This is a genomic window from Aquimarina sp. (assembly GCF_977115655.1).
This window is the reverse complement of sequence record NZ_CDSBKO010000048.1, coordinates 13,509-36,097: the sequence shown is the minus strand read 5'-3', so window position 1 is coordinate 36,097 and position 22,589 is coordinate 13,509. Positions and strand designations below refer to the sequence as shown.

The 22,589-nt window shown below is 32.8% G+C and carries 12 protein-coding genes; 8 read left to right on the top strand and 4 right to left on the bottom strand.

The window, feature by feature from the left end; translation table 11 throughout:
* Positions 1-11: 11 nt before the first annotated feature.
* Both ACZIYX_RS17715 and tilS read right to left on the bottom strand, forming a co-directional pair.
* Positions 12-1,991: a protein-disulfide reductase DsbD family protein gene (locus tag ACZIYX_RS17715; protein ID WP_462683590.1), complete on the bottom strand. Its 1,980-nt coding sequence runs from the start codon at positions 1,989-1,991 to the stop codon at positions 12-14.
* Positions 1,991-3,307: a tRNA lysidine(34) synthetase TilS gene (tilS, locus tag ACZIYX_RS17710; protein WP_462683589.1), complete on the bottom strand. Its 1,317-nt coding sequence runs from the start codon at positions 3,305-3,307 to the stop codon at positions 1,991-1,993. Before tilS ends, ACZIYX_RS17715 begins: the two co-directional genes overlap by 1 nt.
* A 157-nt stretch (positions 3,308-3,464) precedes the next feature.
* Here tilS and ACZIYX_RS17705 point away from each other — a divergent pair, with 157 nt between their 5' ends.
* Complete coding sequence (locus ACZIYX_RS17705) at positions 3,465-4,166, top strand: hypothetical protein (protein ID WP_462683588.1); 702 nt, start codon at positions 3,465-3,467, stop codon at positions 4,164-4,166.
* Positions 4,167-4,398: 232 nt separating this feature from the next.
* Here the strand turns inward: ACZIYX_RS17705 and ACZIYX_RS17700 are convergent, their stop codons facing one another.
* Positions 4,399-4,929 carry a DUF4494 domain-containing protein gene (locus tag ACZIYX_RS17700; RefSeq protein ID WP_462683587.1) on the bottom strand — a complete coding sequence of 177 codons (531 nt, stop codon included), beginning with the start codon at positions 4,927-4,929 and terminating at the stop codon, positions 4,399-4,401.
* A 479-nt stretch (positions 4,930-5,408) separates the two neighbouring features.
* Here ACZIYX_RS17700 and ACZIYX_RS17695 point away from each other — a divergent pair, with 479 nt between their 5' ends.
* The gene (locus tag ACZIYX_RS17695) at positions 5,409-8,417 is read left to right on the top strand and encodes a basic secretory protein-like protein (protein WP_462683586.1); all 3,009 of its coding nucleotides are present in this window, start codon (positions 5,409-5,411) and stop codon (positions 8,415-8,417) included.
* A gap of 91 nt (positions 8,418-8,508) precedes the next feature.
* On the opposite strand, the gene ACZIYX_RS17690 is transcribed toward ACZIYX_RS17695, so the two are convergent.
* Entirely contained in the window at positions 8,509-8,970 is a 462-nt protein-coding gene (locus tag ACZIYX_RS17690; RefSeq protein WP_462683585.1) for an Lrp/AsnC family transcriptional regulator, read from the bottom strand.
* 490 nt (positions 8,971-9,460) lie between these two features.
* Here ACZIYX_RS17690 and ACZIYX_RS17685 point away from each other — a divergent pair, with 490 nt between their 5' ends.
* The 6 genes from ACZIYX_RS17685 to ACZIYX_RS17660 all read left to right on the top strand — a co-directional run bounded on the left by ACZIYX_RS17685 (position 9,461) and on the right by ACZIYX_RS17660 (position 22,385).
* The gene (locus tag ACZIYX_RS17685; protein WP_462683584.1) at positions 9,461-12,613 is read left to right on the top strand and encodes a SusC/RagA family TonB-linked outer membrane protein; all 3,153 of its coding nucleotides are present in this window, start codon (positions 9,461-9,463) and stop codon (positions 12,611-12,613) included.
* A gap of 80 nt (positions 12,614-12,693) precedes the next feature.
* Positions 12,694-14,367 carry a RagB/SusD family nutrient uptake outer membrane protein gene (locus ACZIYX_RS17680; protein WP_462683583.1) on the top strand — a complete coding sequence of 558 codons (1,674 nt, stop codon included), beginning with the start codon at positions 12,694-12,696 and terminating at the stop codon, positions 14,365-14,367.
* A gap of 129 nt (positions 14,368-14,496) precedes the next feature.
* Positions 14,497-17,475 carry a GH92 family glycosyl hydrolase gene (locus ACZIYX_RS17675; RefSeq protein WP_462683582.1) on the top strand — a complete coding sequence of 993 codons (2,979 nt, stop codon included), beginning with the start codon at positions 14,497-14,499 and terminating at the stop codon, positions 17,473-17,475.
* Between the two features lie 87 nt (positions 17,476-17,562).
* Positions 17,563-18,471 carry an ROK family protein gene (locus tag ACZIYX_RS17670; protein WP_462683581.1) on the top strand — a complete coding sequence of 303 codons (909 nt, stop codon included), beginning with the start codon at positions 17,563-17,565 and terminating at the stop codon, positions 18,469-18,471.
* A 189-nt stretch (positions 18,472-18,660) separates the two neighbouring features.
* Positions 18,661-19,959, top strand: coding sequence for a sugar MFS transporter (locus ACZIYX_RS17665; protein ID WP_462683580.1), 1,299 nt, complete (start codon positions 18,661-18,663; stop codon positions 19,957-19,959).
* An 83-nt stretch (positions 19,960-20,042) separates the two neighbouring features.
* Positions 20,043-22,385, top strand: coding sequence for a GH92 family glycosyl hydrolase (locus ACZIYX_RS17660; RefSeq protein ID WP_462683579.1), 2,343 nt, complete (start codon positions 20,043-20,045; stop codon positions 22,383-22,385).
* Positions 22,386-22,589 lie beyond the last annotated feature (204 nt).

Below are 22,589 nucleotides of genomic sequence, written 5' to 3'. Positions count from 1 at the left end.
AGGAAAAAAAATTATTTTTTAATTTTTTTTAGACCTGCCTTTAACCACTTTAAATATTCGTTAGCATCTGGTGTATATGCTGCTGTGTGATTTAGTAAATTAATATTTGTATCTAAAAGTACATAATAGGGTTGGGAATTATTTTTAAAATTAAGTGTTTGAAAAGTTGCCCATTTATCTCCTATAGTTGTAATATCTTTTACTCTACCTTCTGGTTTTAAGTATTTAAACTGTTCTTTTTCAGACAATTCTTTTCTATCATCTACATACAAAGAGATTAAGATATATTCGTTTTTAAGTATATCCATAATTTCCGGATGACTCCACACTTGTTCTTCCATTTTACGGCAATTTACGCATGCCCATCCTGTAAAGTCTAACATAATGGGTTTGTTCTGTACTTTGGCTGCTTTTAATCCCTCTTCAAAATCGGTATATGCATTAAGTCCTAATGGTCCATGGGCTTCTTTTTCATAAATACTATAAAATAAAGGAGGAGGAAAACCGCTTAACAGCTTTAAATTGGCATACACAGTATTGGTTAGCCCGGGAATTAAATACACAACAAATGCTAAAGTTAACACTCCTAATGCTTTTCTGGCAGCACTTAATTTTTGTACAGGGCTATCATGTGGAAAACGTATTTTACCAAAAAGATATAATACCATACCTGTGCCTATTATAATCCAAATTCCTATAAATATTTCTCGTTTTAAAATTCCCCAATGTTCTACAAGATCTGCATTGGATAAAAACTTAAATGCTAATGCCAGCTCTATAAAACCTAATACTACTTTTACAGTATTTAACCATCCTCCACTTTTTGGCAAAGAATTTAACCAATTAGGAAACAAGGCAAATAGCCCAAATGGCAAAGCCAAAGCCAGACCAAAACCACCCATACCAAAACTTAGTTGCATTGCTCCTCCATCACTACTTAAGGATCCACCTAGTAAAGATCCAAGAATTGGTCCTGTACACGAAAAAGAAACCAACGCTAATGTTAGTGCCATAAAAAAGATACCTATAACGCCTCCTATACTATTTGCTTTACTATCTAGTCGATTACTCCAGGATGCTGGTAGTGTTATTTCAAAATATCCAAAAAAGGATATTGCAAATACTATAAATATGATAAAGAATACGATATTAAGAGTAACATTTGTAGATATATTATTTAATATTTCTGGATCTAAGGAGTCTAATAGATGAAATGGTAAGCTTAACAGGATATAAATTATAAATATAAAAAATGCATATAAAATGGCATTGAACACTCCTTTTTTACGATCCTTATTTCCTTTGGTAAAAAAAGAAACTGTAAGCGGTATCATAGGAAAAACACATGGGGTTAGTAATGCTATCAATCCTCCTAAAAAGCCTAAAATAAATATCGTAAAATAGCTTTTTTCTTCGGCATCTTCAGATGGAAAAATATCCCACCCTTTTACATCTATATGTAATGCTTTTGATTTTTCTTGATCCTTTACTGTAATGCTGTCAAGATTCCCTTTATTTTCGATAGTCTTCCCATCCAGATTTACATTAAATCGTACTGTTTCCGGGGCAAGACATCTTTCATCATCACATACCGAAAAAAACACCTCTGCATTTACTTGCTTCACATTTTTGTCTACAAGTTTTATTTTTTGAGAAAATACAGCTTTATTTTCAAAATACTTAACCTCCATCTCGAAGATATTATCGTATTTTTCAATTCCATTTGGTTCATTAGTTTCTCCTACAAGGGTATATGTTTGCGGAGTGTTATCAAAAGTAAACCCGGTAGGTGTTGGTGCTATTTCATCGCCTTCTGCTTCCTTTTGCGAATACAAGTGCCAGCCTTTATCTAATGTAGCTTTAAAATATAATACATAAGTATCTTCTGTTTCTTTTTCAACACTTGCTTCCCATTTAATAGGGTCTAATGTTTGCGAAAAAAGTGTAGTAGAAAATAGTAAAGTAGTTAATAATAATATTAGGTATCGCATTAGATTAAGGTTATTTTAAGTATTTGTTTTGTTTGAGGGCTTATTTTAAATCTATTATCTGCTCTGTAATTTATAATCCATACAATTTCTTTGTCTGAGCATAAAAGCCATACTCTTTCTTTAGCCAGAATAGATAACTTTTCATCTTTAAAGTATTTACTAAGTTTTTTCTTTCCTTTCATTCCTAAAGGATAAAAATAGTCGCCTTCTTGCCATTTTCTTACAATTAAAGGGTACTTTAACTTTTCTTTATCAACAAAAACAATATTCAGGTTTACATCTGATATCTCTTCTGCTTTTTTAAACTTAAGCGTCCCAGAGGGTATCATTAGCATACTTTCTTCTTCGGGGATACTATATTCTCTATCTGATACCTCTTCTGGCAGAGTGCTTAACAATAAGTATTCTCTGTCTTTTACTAATCTATGAGTTTCTGAGAATACTTGTTTGCCAGATTGTGCTGTTAGCATTTGTTCTATATCTGTCCAGGCTTTAAATCCATAATCTTTTAATAAAAAATACAAACTGGTTTTTGGGTTTTTTATTTTTTGTAATTTATCTATGGATATTTTAATTAATTCATTATCAGATTTTTCAAATAATTCTTTTTTAAGATAAAGTACTTGTCCTTTGATAAACTCATTACTTTGCTTAAGATATTCTACAGTTGTATTAAAATTGGATAAAAACTGCGGGGTTACCGACTTCAAATCGGGAATTACCTTATGTCTAAGGTTATTACGAAGATATTTTACACTACTATTGCTACTATCCTCCCTCCAATCCAACTCATTGTCCTTTGCGAATTTTAGAATTTCAGTTCTGGAAAAAGGAAGAAGAGGACGAATAAAAATTTCATTAATTTCTGGTATACCTGTTAAACCTTCCAACCCTGTACCTCTGGATAAATTAATCAAAAAAGTCTCTAAATTGTCATCTGCATGATGTGCCGTTAAAATATAATCAAAACTATGTTCTGTTGCCAATTTTTTAAACCAATCATATCGCAAATCTCTGGCTGCCATCTGTATAGACAACTTATGTTCTTTCGCATATTTTTTGGTATCAAAATCTATTCTAAAAACAGGGAATTGAAATTTTTCTGCTAGCTTTAATATAAATTCCTCATCTTCATCACTTTCTTTTCCTCGTAATTTAAAATTACAATGTGCTACACTAAAATCAATTTCTAACTTATGTAAAAGCATTACCAATACAATACTATCTAATCCACCACTACAGGCAATTAACAGCTTGCTTCTGGTAAGAAACGGAAAATTGGTTATAATATGGTCTTTAAATTTTTGTAATAACAAAATGAATATTATATTTTTTGGTTTTTCAAATATACGATTTTGAATGGCTATCACAATTACAAATAAGACAACAACTAAGTATTGATTGTCAAGTTTTTAACATTAATTCTGATTTGTTTTCCTTATTTTTAGAAAACAACTCTTAAATCAGGGATCTATGAGCGCTACAAATGAATTACAAAAACATGAAGATACTAATGACAAAAGAGAATTTAGTAAAAAACTACTGTCTATCATACCTCATTTACATCCTTACGTAAAACACAGGCTTTATATTGCAGAAAGTGTAGGAGTTCTGCCTCAAAACATGTACTGTTCTAATGGTATCATTGATGATGCAATAGTAAAATTACACCAAGATGATTTGGATATAGAAATGGATACTTTATCTCTGGAACTTAAACTTTTTAAAATAACCGATGAGCTTATAGATGAACTACACCAACGGGAAGGATGGCATCAAAAAAATATTAGTACTAGTTATTTTTTAAAAAAAGAACTAGAAAACCTTGAAGAAAATTATACGGTAGAAGGCGATAATGAACTTATAATGAAAGAAGAATTAGATGATATCTGCTATCACCAAAATCCCGAAGGCAAACAAAATTTTATTTATGATGATGAGGATTCTGCTATTCTTAGGGTTATAGACTCTGAACCTTCCTCAGTTTATAGAAAACAGAAATTATTAGGTAAATTTTATAGCTGGTTACCTATGGAGACTTCTAAAATTATTGACCTTTTTGTTTTTGGTAAATTAAATTTTGAAGAGATAGCAATCATAAAAGATATGACTGCCAAAGAGGTTAAAGAAATTATTATAGATGTTAGAAAAAGCTTTAGAAGAAATCTTATTTAGTAATTGAACAGGCAAGTTTTTGAGTAAGTGAGTATAGAGTGATTAGAAAATAAATCATATACTAAAAGTTGGAGGTCGAGCTAGTCAGAAGTCAGAGGTCGGAGGTAAAATGATAAATTATAAATGTAAATAAGGTTGGAAGTCAGGAGTCAGAGGTTTTTAAGGGATTGTTCTTAAAAAACTCACTGACTCAAAAACTAAATCCAAAGTATAAACGGTATTATTTTATTAATTACTCTTCTTCTTCTAATATTACTTTTTCCAATTGTATTTCTTCTTTGGGAGAAGTTGTGTCTTTTATTGCTTTAAATTTTTCTAATTGCTCTTCTTCTCCTGTAAAATAAGGAAAAACATCCATTATTGGAGATTCAGAAATAGCAGGGATTGTATAATCCCCCATAGTATTTTTCATAGCAACATTAGTATTGTCAAAAGCTTCTTTTACATCATTTGCCTGCACTAATAAATACAAATTAGATTTCCTTTCCTTCCCACTCTCTTCATCATAAGCTATTAGAGAAACTTTAGATTTAAACCAACGATCTGAATTTTCAAAAGGGTGTATCTCTGCAAAATTAGCCACCTTTATATTTGTGATTTTGAATTCTTCACTAATATATGCAGACATTTCCTCATTAATTCTAGACTCTGCTTCTGTATAGGATAAAGCATCTACCAAATAAGGTTCTGTAGCAACTTTTTGCACTCCAGAATCATTTATTTTTCTATACTTTACTTTACATTCATACCAAGTAGTGTTCATATTTTCTTTTTTTAAGCTGACAAATATAAATTTTTAAAAAAAGTATGGATGAGAAAAAACAGAATAGATATTCACAATCTAAAAAACACAAACTAATTAACCTTTTTTTGTGCTATTCAGAAATAATTAAAATAATTATTTCTAAACCAACACTATAGCTCTTTCTTTACAATATTACAGCCAAAGATTGATTAAACAAAAACTTAATCCAATATCCTACCTTCCAAATACTTATAAGGATATATATTTTCCCATTAACTCTATAAAACCATTAGTTTTTTAAACATAAAAAACACTTTATCTTGAACCTATAAAGCTTTTAAAAAGTAAAAAAAAAGTAAAAATATATAAATTAACATAAAAATCACTGAAATTAAGTACAAAATCAAATAATAAAACTTTAAACCATAAATTTATCCTAACTAAACTTTATTGCACAGATCCTTAAAAGATCTTTAATTAAAAACACAAACTTAACTATGAAAAAACTCAAGAAACGCATGCTTTGGATAAGCATGGTAATGACTAGTTTATTTTTTTCTGTCATAAATGCTCAAACTTGTGAATGGGGAAACAGTTTTCTTACTCCTACCGTAAAATTTACGGATCATGATGGACAAACTACAGGATCCAGAATATTTAAACAAGTGATCCCTAATCCACAAAGCTATATGCAACAACGTTGTCTGGATGTAGCTAAAATATTATATCGTAACTCTGCTGATGCGCCTAAGTTTAGATTATTAAACTTCAACCTTAAAGACGAAGATTTTACCGCTCATAAATTTGGAGAAGGAGATCAAATGACTATTGAGGTTAGTACTCGATATTTAACTAAAAAATATGAAGAATCCGGCAATAATTCTCAAGCCATAAAAGACGAGATTGATGGTATATTATACCACGAAGTAACCCATGGGTATAACTACTCCCCTACCACAGGAGGTACTTATGATGGATCCTCTCCCTTTTGGGCATATACTGAGGGTATTGCAGATGGAGTACGAATATATGCAGGGTTTCACAAAACCAAAACACCAGATGTTAACAATTCCAGAAAATGGTTGGGAGGATATATCACAACAGGATTCTTTTTACAGTATGTTACTCAAAAACACGATAAAAACTTTATTTACAAGTTTAACAAAGCCGCCAAAGACCTTGGTAGTTCATGGTCATTCGACAGTGCTTTTAAATCTATTCTTGGTAAAGGTGTAGAAACGGTATGGAATGAATACAAAAACTATATCAATAATGGTAACTCTTTGGATTACGATGGAAATTATCCTTGGACATTAGATTGTGGTCAAGATACTGCCAACGATGATATCACTGATGATGGCGGAACTATCACCAGTCAATATAACGATTCTCCTTCTAACGAGGATATATCAAAAATAATTGACAACAATGCTAATTCCAAATTTTTAACCTTCAACGCATCTGCATGGGTACAATATAAGGCTACCAAATCTTATGTTTTATCCTCTTACACTATTACTTCCGGAAACGATGCTCCTGAAAGAGATCCTAAAAACTGGACGCTAGAAGGATCCACCAATGGTAGTTCCTGGCAAAATATCGATCAAAAATCCAATCAGGATTTTCCTAACAGAAACCAAAAAAGAACTTTTCAAATAAGCACTACTTCTGCGTACCAATACTTTCGCTTATCAATGACAAATAATAGCGGAAGTATCCTACAAGTTTCTGAAATCGAACTGTTTGGAAAAGAAAAACAAGCACAACTCCCTGTAGCTAATTTTAGTGCAAATAAAACTAGTATCAAAGAAGGGGAAAGCATTTCTTTTTCTAATTCTTCTACTGATGCCACTTCATACAACTGGACATTTAATGGAGGAACTCCATCTAGTAGCACACAAACAAATCCAGTAATTAGATATGATACAGCAGGAACCTATTCGGTAACCCTAAAAGCTACAAACAACGATGGATCAGATACAGAAACAAAATCTTCATTTATTACTGTTACCAAAAATGATGGTGGTGGATCAGGAGAAATTGTAGACATAACTAACGATAAAGGAACTGCTTCTAGCCAATATAACGATTCCCCTTCTTTTGAGGATATTTCTAAACTTATTGATGATAATCCTAATACTAAGTTTTTAACGTTTAATGCATCTGCTTGGGTACAATACAAAGCTACCAAGTCTTATATTATATCTTCATATACCATAACTTCAGGAAATGACGCTCCAGAAAGAGACCCTAAAAATTGGACTTTACAAGGATCTTCAAACGGAAGTAACTGGCAAAATATCGATCAAAGATCTAATCAGGATTTCCCTAATAGAAATCAAAAAAGAACTTTTGAAGTAAATACCAGTGCCGCTTATCAATACTATAGGTTATCTATGAGCAACAATAGCGGGAGCATCCTACAAGTATCAGAACTTGAATTATTTGGAAAAGAAAGTTCTGATGGAAGTTCTTGCGATTGGGGAAATGATTTTCTTACTCCTACTGTAAAATTTACGGATCATGATGGACAAACTACAGGATCCAGAATATTTAAACAAGTGATCCCTAATCCACAAAGCTATATGCAACAACGTTGTCTGGATGTAGCTAAAATATTATATCGTAACTCTGCTGATGCGCCTAAGTTTAGATTATTAAACTTCAACCTTAAAGACGAAGATTTTACCGCTCATAAATTTGGAGAAGGAGATCAAATGACTATTGAGGTTAGTACTCGATATTTAACTAAAAAATATGAAGAATCCGGCAATAATTCTCAAGCCATAAAAGACGAGATTGATGGTATATTATACCACGAAGTAACCCATGGGTATAACTACTCCCCTACCACAGGAGGTACTTATGATGGATCCTCTCCCTTTTGGGCATATACTGAGGGTATTGCAGATGGAGTACGAATATATGCAGGGTTTCACAAAACCAAAACACCAGATGTTAACAATTCCAGAAAATGGTTGGGAGGATATATCACAACAGGATTCTTTTTACAGTATGTTACTCAAAAACACGATAAAAACTTTATTTACAAGTTTAACAAAGCCGCCAAAGACCTTGGTAGTTCATGGTCATTCGACAGTGCTTTTAAATCTATTCTTGGTAAAGGTGTAGAAACGGTATGGAATGAATATAAAAACTATATCAATAATGGTAACTCTTTGGATTACGATGGAAATTACCCTTGGACATTAGATTGTGGCGCTTCTAATAGTACATTAACAGATAAAGATATATCTTCAGATACTGATTTTGGTGTTAAAACATATCCAAATCCAGTAGAGAACAATCTTTTTCTGGTTAAATCTGATAATATAAAAAATACAACTCTTTTATATCAAATATATAACTCCCAAGGTGTCTTAATACAACAAGAAAAAACCTTTGGTAATGAACTTAATTTAGCCAACCTTAAAAGTAATATGTACTTCTTAGTAGTTAGACAAAATGGAAAAATAATATCCAGAAGTCGATTCATTAAAAAGTAGTTTATATTACAACACTAATTATCATTTTTTTTTAAGAGGGTGAAACTTTTCACCCTCTTTTTTATGAAAAATCTTAGCTCACAAAAATATTTTACAAATAATATTCTGAGGTATGCTTAATAACCTTTAAAGAGAAAGTTGTGTTCAAAACCCCTATATTATCGATTTTAGACAATTTAGATCGCATAAACTCATGATAATCTTCCAGACTAGGCATATTAATTTTTAACAAAAAATCTACCTGTCCTGCCATATGATAGCACTCCTGTACTTCTTTTAAATTTTTTATCTGGTTTTCAAACTTATCAATAAATGATTCTCCATGAGATTGAAGAGATACCTGACAAAATGCGGTTATTGGCAAATCTATCAGGTTTTTATTAACTATTGCAACATACTTTTCTATATACCCCCTACTCTCCAAACGCTTTATGCGCTCGTATATAGGAGATACCGTTAAGTTTAAAAGATTAGCTATTTCTTTCGCTGTTTTTTTAGAATCTCGTTGTAAAATACGTAAAATAGTTTTATCTGTATTATCTAATGTTTCCATATTATTAAATGTAAATCATACCACTTATTAGAATAAAAAACTTTTTAAATGCCAAAAAAAAGTTTTTTTTAATTATTAATAGCAAAAATCACTAATTATTTTTGTTTTAAAATGAACAATACACAAAACAGTAAGGGTCATATTAAACAATTATTTTGTATAAAATTAACATTTTAAATGCTGAAAAAATATAATTTACAGAAATTAACATAATTATCTCTAAATCTAAGTTAATTTTAATGATAAAAAATCCTTTATTAAGGAATAATCCAAAGAAATAAAACGAATAATCACTTTATAAAATCATTATTACCATAAAATTCACTGATATTATCCTAATATTTAAAAAAATAAACTTCATATCATACATTTGATAACATATTAATCTCATAGAGATAACAAATTGTTAACTTTTTTAGCAACACAGTTATTTTATTAGATCTAATTGAAAATAAATCAGCAGTCAAATTATTAATTAAACAGATTCAATATGAAGAATAAATTAGGATACCTATTTTTTGTGCTTACCTTCATGTCCTTTACCAGTAAAGTAATATCTCAGGAAATTACAGTCACAGGAAAAGTTACAGACAATGATGGGTTATTATTACCCGGAGTGAATGTGATAATAAAAAACACTACAAAAGGAACACAAACAGATTTTGACGGTAACTATACCTTAAATGCTTCATCAGGAAATACACTAACTTTTAGTTATTTAGGAATGGAAACTCAAAGTATAGTGGTTTTAGATTCTGGCACTTATGATGTGGTTATGCAGGAAAGTTCCAACCAACTAGACGAAATTGTAGTAACCGGATATTCAAAACAATCGGTAAGAAATATAACTGGATCTGTTACTGTTGTAAAAGCAGAAGATCTTGCCGCAACGTCTCCTGTAAACATCGAACAATCTTTACAAGGTCTTGCAGCAGGAGTAACAGTAGGGTCTGAGGGAGGGCCTGGTGGAGAAGCTATGGTACGAATTAGAGGTTTTGGAACTATTAACAACAACGACCCGCTATATGTAATCGATGGTACACCAACCACTACAGGAATCAACCAACTAAACCCGGCCGATATAGAATCTATGCAAATCCTAAAAGATGCCTCATCATCTGCTATTTATGGGTTTAGAGCATCTAATGGGGTAATCGTTATTACCACAAAAGGAGGAAAGTATAACAGTAAAACCAAGTTTACTTTTGATTCGTATGCCGGGGTAGATAACGTGCCAGAATCTTCCTTTCCGGATTTATTATCGCCTCAAGAAACAGCCGATGTAGTATGGACTCGTTTTTTAAACGATGGCACCGCTCCTTCTCACCCTCAATACGGTAATGGAGAAAGACCTGTTTTACCTAATTTTTTAACTCCTACAGGTGCAGATACAGTAGATTTATCTACTTATGATGCTGAAAACAATAAAATTACAAGAGCTAATAAAGAAGGGACAAACTGGTTTGATGAATATTTTAACCCTGCTTTTGTGCAAAATTATAATCTGGGAATATCTGGTGGATCTGAAAACGCAAAGTTTCATGTAGGAATTGGAGCCTTGTCCCAAGACGGGGTTGCATTACACACCTCTTTTGACCGATATGTGTTACGAGTAAATTCAGAATTTAGAGTGACTAATAATTTTAGAATAGGAGAATCCTTTAACATCTCTTACTCAGACAGAATAGGATCTACCGGAAGTCAATTTACAGGAGGTGATATTTCTTTCTTATATAGGGCACAACCTATTATTCCTGTATATGATATTGCAGGTAATTATGCCGGACCTCAAAGTAACGGTTTAGGAAACGGTATTAACCCGATAGCAAGTGCAACCAGAAACAAAGATAATTTAACCCGAAGATTCAGAACCATTGGTGGTGTATACGCTGAATTGGATTTTTTACGTGATTTTACCTTCAAAACTAATTTAGGAGTAGATTATGATACAAGTAACAGCTCTTTCTTTTCATTCATCAATCCAGAAGTTGCAGAACCTAACAAAGTTAATCGATTAACCGAAAGTAATAATTATACTATTGCAACTACTTGGTTTAATACCCTTAGTTATTCAAAAATATTAGGAAAAAATACGTTCGATGTTGTATTAGGAACAGAAGTATACAAAAATCAAAGTAAATTTTTAAGTGCTTCAAGAACCAAGTTTCTAATCAACAATATCAATTACAGATATTTAGACAGAGGAGAAGGGTCTCGTGACAATAATGGAATAGGAAATAAAAGTGGATACTTTTCAGTATTTGGAAAAGTAGATTACAATTACGATGACAAATATCTAATTTCTGCTTCCTTACGAAGAGATTCTTCTTCAAAGTTTGCTAAAGAAAATAGAGCAGATTTTTTTCCTGGTTACAGTGCTGCATGGCGAATCTCTAATGAACCATTTATGGAAAATATTACTTTTATCAATGATCTTAAAATAAAAGCAGGATATGGAGAGTTAGGTAACGAAAGTATTCCTCAAGGAAGGATTTACAGTCAATATATCAATAATGACGATAGCAATTATGACCTATCAGGAACCAACTCTAGCGTTCTCCCGGGATACAGCTTGTTTATTATAGGTAATAAAGATTTACAATGGGAGTATACCAGTACAAAAAACTTTGGTATTGATGGTGCTTTATTTAATAACACGTTTCAGTTCAATCTAGAATTATATAATTCTGTTACTAAAAAATTATTGATTCAGGAACAAGCAAATGCAACATTAATAGGAAATGCTGAAGCAAAATATATAAATAGTGGTGTTGTAGAAAACAATGGCTTCGATTTATCTTTAGGGTATAGTAAAAAATTCAGCGAAGATTTAAGATTTAGCACTTCTGTAAATATCTCTGCTTATAAAAATAAAATGAAAGAATTAGGAGAAAATCCAGATTACTTTCTGGAAGGCAACTTGGCAAGAGAAACCAGACCTGCAAGAACACAATCCGGACAGCCTATTTCTTCTTTTCATGGATTTATTATAGATGGAATTATTCAAAATGAAGCAGAGCTTGCTACAGCTCCTAAGTACTCAGGGGCTGGTGTTGGAACATTCAAATACAGAGATCTTAATAATGATGGTGTAATTAATGATGACGACAGAGATTTTATAGGGGATCCTCATCCGGATTTTACGTACGGGATTACGACAGGTATAGATTACAAAAATTTTGATTTCTCTGTATTCTTCCAAGGAAGCCAAGGAAATGACATATACAATTTCACTAAATTTTTCACAGATTTTAATAGCTTCCCAGGAGCAAAAAGCAGAGATTACTTAAATTCATGGAGTCCTACTAATACAAGTAGCTCTTTGCCAAGGCTAACTAATAATCCTGCAGAACATTATTCTAGCGCCAGCACTTACTATATAGAAGACGGATCTTATCTTAGAATAAAAAATATACAATTGGGCTATAGCTTTCCAGAACAAATAACCTCTAGATTAAGAGTAGAAAAGCTACGATTTTATATCCAGGCAAAAAACTTATATACCTGGACAAAGTATTCTGGTTTAGATCCTGAAATCAACCTGCAATACGGAAGTGGTTATGGTAATCTGGATATAGGTATAGACAGAGGAGCATATCCGGTTACAAGATCCTTTTTATTAGGTGTTAATCTTAGTCTATAAGTAATACGTTAGAAAAAACAGTATGTGCTTTATAATAAACATACTATAACTGTAACATAAAATATTCAAAATATAAACAGATGAAAAAAATAATCATTTTTATATCCGCAGTTTTTTGCACTCTTTCTTGTGACAAAGAACTTGATATTGAACCACAAGGAGCTTTGGTTGAAGGTGTAATCGAATACAATGAAAAATGGGTAGGTTTACAACTTACCAGTGCTTATGCTATTTTGGATGGCAATCCGGGTTATTTTTGGGCACCAGCATCTAACTGGGCTCTTGGCGACGTTGCCTCTGATGATTTTCATAAAGGATCCTCTGTAGATGATCAGCCCCCCTTAAATGATGTAGAGCGATATACTACAGGAACTACTAATATATACACTACCAGAAAATGGGAATCTATATTTGAAGGTATTTCAAGAACCAATCAAACACTTGAATCCATAAAAAAAGCTATAGAAGAAGGAATTTCTGAAGAAAAATTAGTGGTAGCAGGTGCAGAAGCTCGTTTCTTAAGAGCCCATTACCACATGGATGCAAAAAAGATATGGAATAAAATACCTTTTGTTTCTGAAGGTCTTACAGAAACCCCATCTAATGAGATAGACGCATGGCCATTAATCGAAGAAGATCTTACTTACGCTATTAATAATTTACCCGAAATCCAAAGACCCGGAGAAGCTACTTCCTGGATAGCAAAAGCATACTTAGCAAAGGCTCACATGTTTCAGAATGATTATGCTGCTGCAAGACCTATTCTAGACGATATTATTAACAATGGGCCATTTAGTTTAGTAGCTAATTATCACGATAATTTTAATGCCGAAAAAGATAATAATTCAGAATCCATATTTGCCGTTCAAAACTCTGTAAATGATGGTGGGGAGGGTTATATTAACGGAAACAGAGGTAACCGTTTAAATCATCCCTATGCTAATGATGCACCGGGTGGTGGATGTTGTGGATTTTTTCAACCTAGCCAAAATCTTGTAAATGCTTTTAAAACCGACGCTAACGGCTTACCATTGTTAGATTCCTTTAATGACACAGATGTAACAAACGATCAAGGAGTTGCGTCTGATGAAAGTTTTACTCCATATACAGGAAATGTAGATCCTAGACTAGACTGGACTGTTGGTCGAAGAGGAATAGAATATCTGGGTTGGGGAGCCATGCCCGGAGCACGATGGGTAAGAGACCAATCCAATGGAGGTCCGTATGTTGCAAAAAAGCATGAAATATTAAAATCTCAGGAAGGTGTTATGTCTGCTGCTGGATTACCTCAATACAATGCTATAAACACACCATTAATCCGATACTCTGATGTGTTGCTTTGGAGAGCAGAAATTTATGCAGAAAACGGACAATTAGGTGAAGCTATGAATTTGGTAAATCAAATAAGAGCCAGAGCTGCAAATCCTAATGGATTTGTAAAAAAAGCCGATGGAACTCCCGCAGCAAACTACGTAATTAACCAATATACATCGTTTCCTGATAAAGAATACGCGATCAAAGCCGTTCGTTTTGAAAGAAGGTTAGAATTAGCATCCGAGGGGCATCGATTTTTTGATCTGGTTCGTTGGGGGATCGCTCCACAAGTATTAAACGAATATGTACAAAAAGAAGCACCTAAACGTGTATATCTTAACGGAGCTAATTTTGTTAATCAAAAAAATGAATATTATCCTATTCCGTTGGATGCCATTAATGCATCAAAAGGTGCTTTAAAACAAAATCCAGGATATTAATATAAATAAGTTTTCATATAATTTGTTATTTGTTATTTGTTATTTTAAAATTAAGACAGAATCATTTTTAGATTCTGTCTTTCTCTTATTACAAAAACACAAATAACATTAGCAAAAAAAAAAGAATTTATGAAATGTTTTATGCTTAAAAAAAAGCTCATCTTTTTTGTACTAGGTAGTTTGGTAATAAGCTGCTCTAATATCCAACCAAAACAACCTGTAGATTATGTTGATGTTTTTATTGGCACAAAATCTCCCGGGCATACATTTCCTGGTTCTATGCTTCCTTTTGGAATGGTACAACTAAGCCCGGATACAAGAAACGACCATACAAGCTGGCCTGCTTGTGCCGGATATGATTATACAGACACATCTATCATTGGATTTACCCACACACATCTTTCGGGTACAGGTGTCCCGGATTTAGGGGATATTTTATTTATGCCTGTTACAGGAAAAATAAAATATAACGCAGGTAGTGCCGAAAATCCAGATTCAGGATATCGTTCAAGATATTCTCATGATCGTGAATTTGCAGAACCCGGATATTATTCTGTAACTCTGGATGATTATAATATTAAAGCAGAATTAACCACAACAAAGAGAGTTGGTGTACACCGATATACATATCCAAAAACAGATAGTACCAGTATCATTATTGATCTTGAACATAGAGATCCTGTAATCGAAGCTAAGTTTGAGATTATTAGCCCTACAGAAATTGCAGGATATCGAAGATCCAAAGCCTGGGCAGGAAACCAACGCCAATATTTTGTTGCACAATTTTCAAAACCAATAACATCTTATCAAATCCTTAATGGAGAAAAAATTGAAAATACCGGCTCAGAATTTAATAGTAAAAAAATAATAGCAGCTCTTAACTTTGATAGCTCAGAGGATGAAATTCTGGCAAAAGTAGCTCTCTCTGCCGTAAGTATAGAAGGAGCAAGAAAAAATCTACATGAAGAACTTACGCATTGGGATTTTGATAAGATTAAAAACGAAGCGAAAGAAATATGGAATACTTCATTAAGCAAAATAAAAATTACAGATAACAATGAAGATAAAAAAGAAATTTTCTATACCTCTTTATATCACAGCTTATTAACCCCAAACCTGTATAATGATGTAGACGGCATGTATCGAGGTATGGACGATAAAATCCATAAAGCAGAAGGATTTAATAATTATACGGTTTTCTCCTTATGGGACACATTCAGAGGTTTGCATCCATTATTAACTATCATAGAGCCACAAGTAACCAGAGATATTGTAGTTACACTGCAAAAAAAGCACGAACAATTTGGAGAAATCCCAATGTGGGAACTGGCAGCAAATGATACCCGGTGCATGATAGGGTACCATGGGGTTTCTGTAATAGCTGACGCATATTTAAAAGGAATAACAAATATAGATACTGAAAAAGCTCTGCAAGCAATGATAGAGAGCTCTAATGTAAAAAAGAGAGGTATTAACTATTATACCCAATTAGGCTTTGTCCCTTCTAATAAAAGCAGCCAATCTGTATCCAAAACGTTAGAGTATGCCTATGATGATTGGTGTATCGCACAAATGGCAAAAGCTTTGAACAAAACAGATATCTATGAGGAATACTCCAAAAGATCCCGGTTTTTTGTTAACTTATTTGACCAAGAAACAGGTTTTATGAGACCCAGATATTCTAATAGAGAATGGTATGAAGATTTTAATCCTACATCGGTAGAAAAAACATACAACTTTAATTTCACAGAAGGAAACTCCTACCAATACAGCCTGTTTGTCCCTCATGATATAGCTAGTGTAATTGATTTGGTTGGCGGTGATCAAAAATTTAATCAATGGTTAGACAATTTGTTTTCCAAAAATTCTGATGAAGAAATTAGCGAAGATTCTGATGTTTCAGGGCTTATAGGTCAATATTCGCATGGTAACGAACCCAGCCATCATCTTGCTTACTTATACAATTATGCCGGAAAACCCTGGAAATCCCAAGCAACGATCCATAAGATATTGAATGAAATGTACACTTCAGAACCTGATGGTTTATGTGGTAACGATGACTGCGGGCAAATGTCTGCATGGTATGTACTTAGCAGTCTTGGTTTTTACTCTGTAACTCCCGGGTCTCCAGAATATGTTATAGGAAGCCCTACCTTTGAAAAAGCTGAAATTCATTTGGATAACGGAAAAACATTTACTATAAAAGCTAATAATGCCAGCAAAAGCAACATCCATTTTTCATCTTTAAAATTAAATGGAAAAGACTATCCTAACACATACCTTAAACACCAAGATATTTTAAATGGAGGGGAACTGGTTTTTGAAATGACAAATATCCCTAATAAAAACTGGGGTACCGATCTATCCAACAGACCGATGTCTGACACAAAAAAAACAGTAAACATTCCTTATTTAAAATCTGATTATACCACATTTCTGGATACTAAAACAGTTTCTTTAGATTGCGACACAAAAGATGCTGAAATATACTATACAACAGATGGCAGTGAGCCTACAAAAAACAGTAAAAAATATGATACCCCTTTTGAAATAAAAGAAACTACATCTTTAAAAATCAAAGCCTTTAAAGATAGTCTGATATCTAGTTACACTACTCCTTTAATTTTAGAAAAACTAGAGAGTATCAATCTTCAGAAATTAAAAAACAAACTTAAAAACGGACTTTCTTATAAATATTATGAAGGTATTTTCAGATCTGTCTATGATTTTTCTGATGACGATCCCATACAAACAGGAAAGGTAAAAAACATACATATCGAATCCAGATTAAGAGACGAATGGATAGGTTTTGAGTTTGATGGTTATATCCATATTCCCGAAAACGGATTATATAACTTTGAGATAGCAGCCAATGATGGTGCACAGCTATTGATAGATGACAAAGAACTGTTTGAAAGTGACGGAAGAAAATCATTTAGTTTCACTCAAAAAAACAATATAATTTTATCCAAAGGATTGCATAAGTTTACTATAAAATACTTTCAATGTTCAGACAATATCGGGTTAAAAGCATATTGGAGCGGCCCCGATTTTGAGAAAAAAGAAATTGATTCTTCCAGTCTGTTCTATATCGATAATAACCAGTAAACACAAGATCCTAAAGGGGCATAAAAACTATTCTTGAAATAACTAACAACTTATAAATATATTAAATAACAAATAGTAAAATAACAAATGATTTTAGGAGTAGATATAGGAGGAAGTCATATTACCGTAGCCGGTATTGAAACCCAAAACCATGAAATACTAGATTCTAATTTAGTCTCTATTAAAGTGGACAGTACCGCAAAGGCAAATAACATTATAGATAATTGGATCTTTGCCTTGCAAAAAAGTATCGCTATTAGCAAAGAAAAACCATTAGAAGGTATATGTATTGCCATACCTGGTCCTTTTGATTATCACAAAGGTATTTTTGCATATACAATGGAGCATAAATTTACTTCATTATATGGTTTAAATATCAAAAAAATTATTGCTCAACGATTATCCTTGTCTGATGATATCCCCCTGCGATTTTATAATGATGCAGCTTGTTTTGGGATTGGAGAAGCATGGAAAGGAAAACTTAAATCCGCAAAAAAATCAATAGCTATAACCTTAGGAACTGGTTTTGGCACCACATTCTTATCTGAAGGGCTTCCTGTGCTTCATGGCAACGGTGTTCCTGAAAATGGAGAACTATATAATATTCCTTTTAAAGATGGTATAGCAGATGAGTATTTCTCTACCCGGTGGTTTGTGAAAAAATATAAGGACTTAACAGGAATTACTATTAACGGGGTAAAAGATTTAACCAATAATCCTGAACCTAATACATATATAACCCAAATATTCGAAGAATTTTCTAGTAATTTAGCTACCTTTCTATTGCCTTGGTTACAGGGGTATGAGGTAGATGCTATTGTTATAGGGGGTAATATATCTAAAGCCTGGGATTTTTTTGCCCAAAATTTTAAACAAAAACTAGAAAAACAAGGGTGTTTTACCAAAATATATCAAAGCGATTTAAAAGAAAAAGCAATACTATTGGGTGGGGCAAGATTGGTAAACGATGCATTTTACAAAAGCCTTTGTTTTTAAATCAAAACAAAAGGTTATTTACTATAACAATATATCATTTGAAAAGCTGTAATCAACAACCTCGTAGCAAGCTCACGAGGTATACTTTTAAAAATATATTTTGTTTTCGAGGCTAGCCTCGGGGAATTAAAAACCCTCAATGAGGGATTAAAAAAACATAATAACCATTTTTAATCTAAAAACTCTATTTTGAAAAATAATAAAACATATAAAAGTGCTTTTATATTTTTAACATCCTTATTCTTTTTATGGGGATTTATAACAGTACTTGTCGACTCTTTAATACCAAGGCTTCGAGAAGTCTTTACTTTAAACTACTTTCAAGCAGGATTAGTGCAGTTTGCATTTTTTGGCGCCTATTTTTTATTGTCCATCCCTTCAGGCTTTATTTTATCCAAAATAGGGTACAAAAAAGGTATTCTATTAGGTTTACTAACCCTTGCAGCAGGATGTTTATTATTTTATCCTGCCGCATCCTATCGGGAATTTAGTATTTTTATGTTAGCCTATTTCGTATTAGCCAGCGGGATTACTATTCTACAAGTTGCTGCCAATCCTTATGTAGCAGTATTAGGACCAGAAGAGAGCGCCTCTAGCAGGCTTAACTTATCTCAGGCATTTAACTCATTAGGAACCACTATAGCACCAGCTATTGGAGCTATGTTTATTTTAAGCGATAAAGTTAAAAACCCAAAAGAAATTGCCGCTTTAAGTAATCTGGACAAAGAAAATTATTATATTTCTGAAGCTGCCGCTGTACAATCCCCTTTTATTGGTATTGCGATATTTGTAGCTTTATTAGCCTTTGCTTTTATATTTATAAAGCTCCCAAAACTAATAAAAAATAGTCCAAAAGGAGGATATATAAAAGTTTTGCAAAATAAATCTTTGGTTATGGGAGCTATCGGGATATTTGTATATGTAGGAGCCGAAGTTGCAATAGGCAGTTATCTAATCAATTACTTTTTGGATATGAACCTTGCTACATTAATTAAAGAAAGTGGGTTTATGAAAAATATTTCTGAAAGCATTCTTGGGGCTGACAGTGAAAAAATGGATAACAACGCAATCGTAGGTGCATTTGTTACTTTTTATTGGAGCGGGGCTATGATAGGCAGATTTATAGGTGCCCATTTAACAAAAATCATAAAACCAGCCAAAGTTTTAAGTTTCTTTGCTATTGGAGCTGTTCTATTAATTTTAGTTTCTATTTCCAGTTCTGGTTTTATAGCTATGTGGAGTATTCTTGCAGTAGGGTTGTTTAATTCTATCATGTTCCCAACAATATTTTCCTTATCTCTGGAAGGCTTAGAAGATCTAAAACCACAAGCATCCGGTGTTTTATGTACAATGATTGTTGGTGGAGCAATAATCCCTCCTCTATTTGGGTTGCTATCAGATCAAACAGGATTCAAAACCGCTTTTATCCTTATTATAATCTGCTATTTATATATTGTTTTTTATGGCAGAAAAAAAGTTAGTTCTTAAAAAAAATAAACCTTTATCCTTTATTGAAAGAAAACATATAAAAATCATCTTTTTATAAAAGTGACAATAAAAATCATATTACAATGAAACATTTAATTCTTTTACTAACCGGAATACTTTGCTTTTCTTCTTGCAAGAAAAACCCTATAGATCCTGCAATTCAAGCTCCGGTATCAAAAACTGCTCAAAAACCAGATTTTACCCAATACGTAAATCCTTTTATTGGCACCAGCAAGATGGGGCATACCTATCCGGGTGCAACAGCTCCTTTTGGAATGGTACAACTAAGTCCGCAAACAAATTTTGAAGTAATGTTTAATGACGACGGCAGCTATAATAAAGAAACTTATGAATACTGTGCGGGATACCAATACAGGGACACTACCATAATTGGTTTTTCTCATACCAATCTTAGTGGTACAGGGCACTCGGATCTGGGAGATTTTTTGGTAATGCCAACTACAGGTGACCTAATTCTTGACCCCATAAAAACCAAAAACGACACAAAAGGGTTCTACTCTGCATTTTCTCATGAAGAAGAGTCTGCATCTCCCGGATATTACAAAGTAAAGCTGAAAGACTATAACATTACCGCAGAACTTACTGCTACAGAACGTGTAGGGTTTCATCAATATACTTTTCCTGAAACAAAAGATGCACATATCATTTTAGATTTGGTATATAATGTATACCATCATGATGATAAAAATGTATGGACTTTCTTACGCGTAGAAAATGATTCTTTAATAACTGGCTACAGACAAACCAAAGGATGGGCAAGAACTAAAAAAGTGTTTTTTGCCATGCAGTTTTCTAAGCCATTCAATAGCTACGGACATCAAAAATATGATTCTGTAAAATATGATGGCTTTTATCGCCGATTTGAACAGCAAAATAATTTTCCTGAAATGGCAGGAAAAGATATCAGAGCTTATTTTAATTTTGAAACTCAAGCCAATGAAAAAATTAATATCAAGTTTGCATTATCGTCTGTTAGTACTGCCGGTGCTTTAAAAAATTTACAGGCAGAATTGCCTGATTGGGACTTTGAAAAAACAAAAACAGAGACGCAACAAAAATGGAATGACGAACTATCAAAAATTGAAGTAAAAACTATTACCGAAGCAGATAAAACTACATTTTATACTGCTCTTTACCATACCATGCTTAGCCCTGTTCTTTATGAAGATGTAGATGGCAGCTATCTTGGATTAGACCAAAACATACATGTTTCTGAAAATTTTACAAATTACTCCGTCTTTTCCCTTTGGGACACATATAGGGCATTGCACCCTTTATTTAACATTACCCAACCCGGTCGTAACAATGATATGATTAAATCTATGCTTGCACACCAAGAGCAAAGTGTACACCACATGTTACCTATCTGGAGTCATTATGCCAATGAAAATTGGTGTATGATAGGATATCATGCAACTTCGGTAATTGCAGATGCTATTGTTAAAAATGTAGGGGATTTTGATCAAAAGAAAGCTCTGGAAGCTTCTGTTAGTACCGCCAATGTTCCTTATTTTGATGGTTTAGGAGATTACATCAAATACCAATATGTCCCGGACGACAAAAGCCACTCTTCTGTTTCTAAAACTTTAGAACTTGCTTATAATGATTGGTGTATAGCTCAAATTGCAAAAAGCAACAATGATAAAGAAACTACAGATACATTTTTAAACCGGTCAGAATACTACAATAACGTATATGATCCAAAAATTGCATATATGCGTCCTAAATTAGCGAATGGAGAATTTAGAAAAGAATTTGACCCTTTAGACACGCACGGACAAGGATTTATTGAAGGAAATGCATGGAATTATGGCTTGTATGTTCCTCACCAACTAGAAAAAATGGTAAAAATGATGGGAGGAAATGAACGTTTTAGCCAACATCTGGACTCTTTATTTACCATGAAACTAGAAGATAAATATATCGAAAAACACGAGGATATAACCCGAGATGGAATTATCGGAAATTATGTACATGGCAATGAACCGGGCCATCATATTCCTTATCTGTACAACTGGACAGGAAAACCACATAAAACCCAAGAACGTGTTCGTATGATTATGAACACTATGTATGGCCCTACTGTTGATGGATTGTGTGGTAATGATGATGCAGGACAGATGAGCGCCTGGTATATATTCAGTAGTTTAGGTTTTTATCCTGTTACCCCGGGATCTCCAAATTATGCAATAGGAAGTCCTCTGATCAAAGAAGCTATACTACATTTGGAAAACGGAAAAGACCTTGTTATAATTGCTAAAAACCAAAGTAAGGACAATATATATGTCCATCAGATTACAGTAAATGGTAAAATTATCAATGATATTACAATTTCTCACAAAGATATAGTTAATGGCGGTGAGATTATTTTTGAAATGAGTAACACTCCAAAAATTACCCCGTAGCATAATTGTGTGCTAGTTTTTATATTAATTAAGAAACCTCAAGAAAAAACCTTGAGGTTTCTTGTGAAATATCATTAATTTGCCAAAAAAAATTCATTATTATCAGAAATATGATATTTTCTTGAGAATAAGAACATTAACCTTGGCTAAAAAACTATTTAAAATGTGGTTTTGCAATTAGCCAAAACTTTAAATAGATGGCAC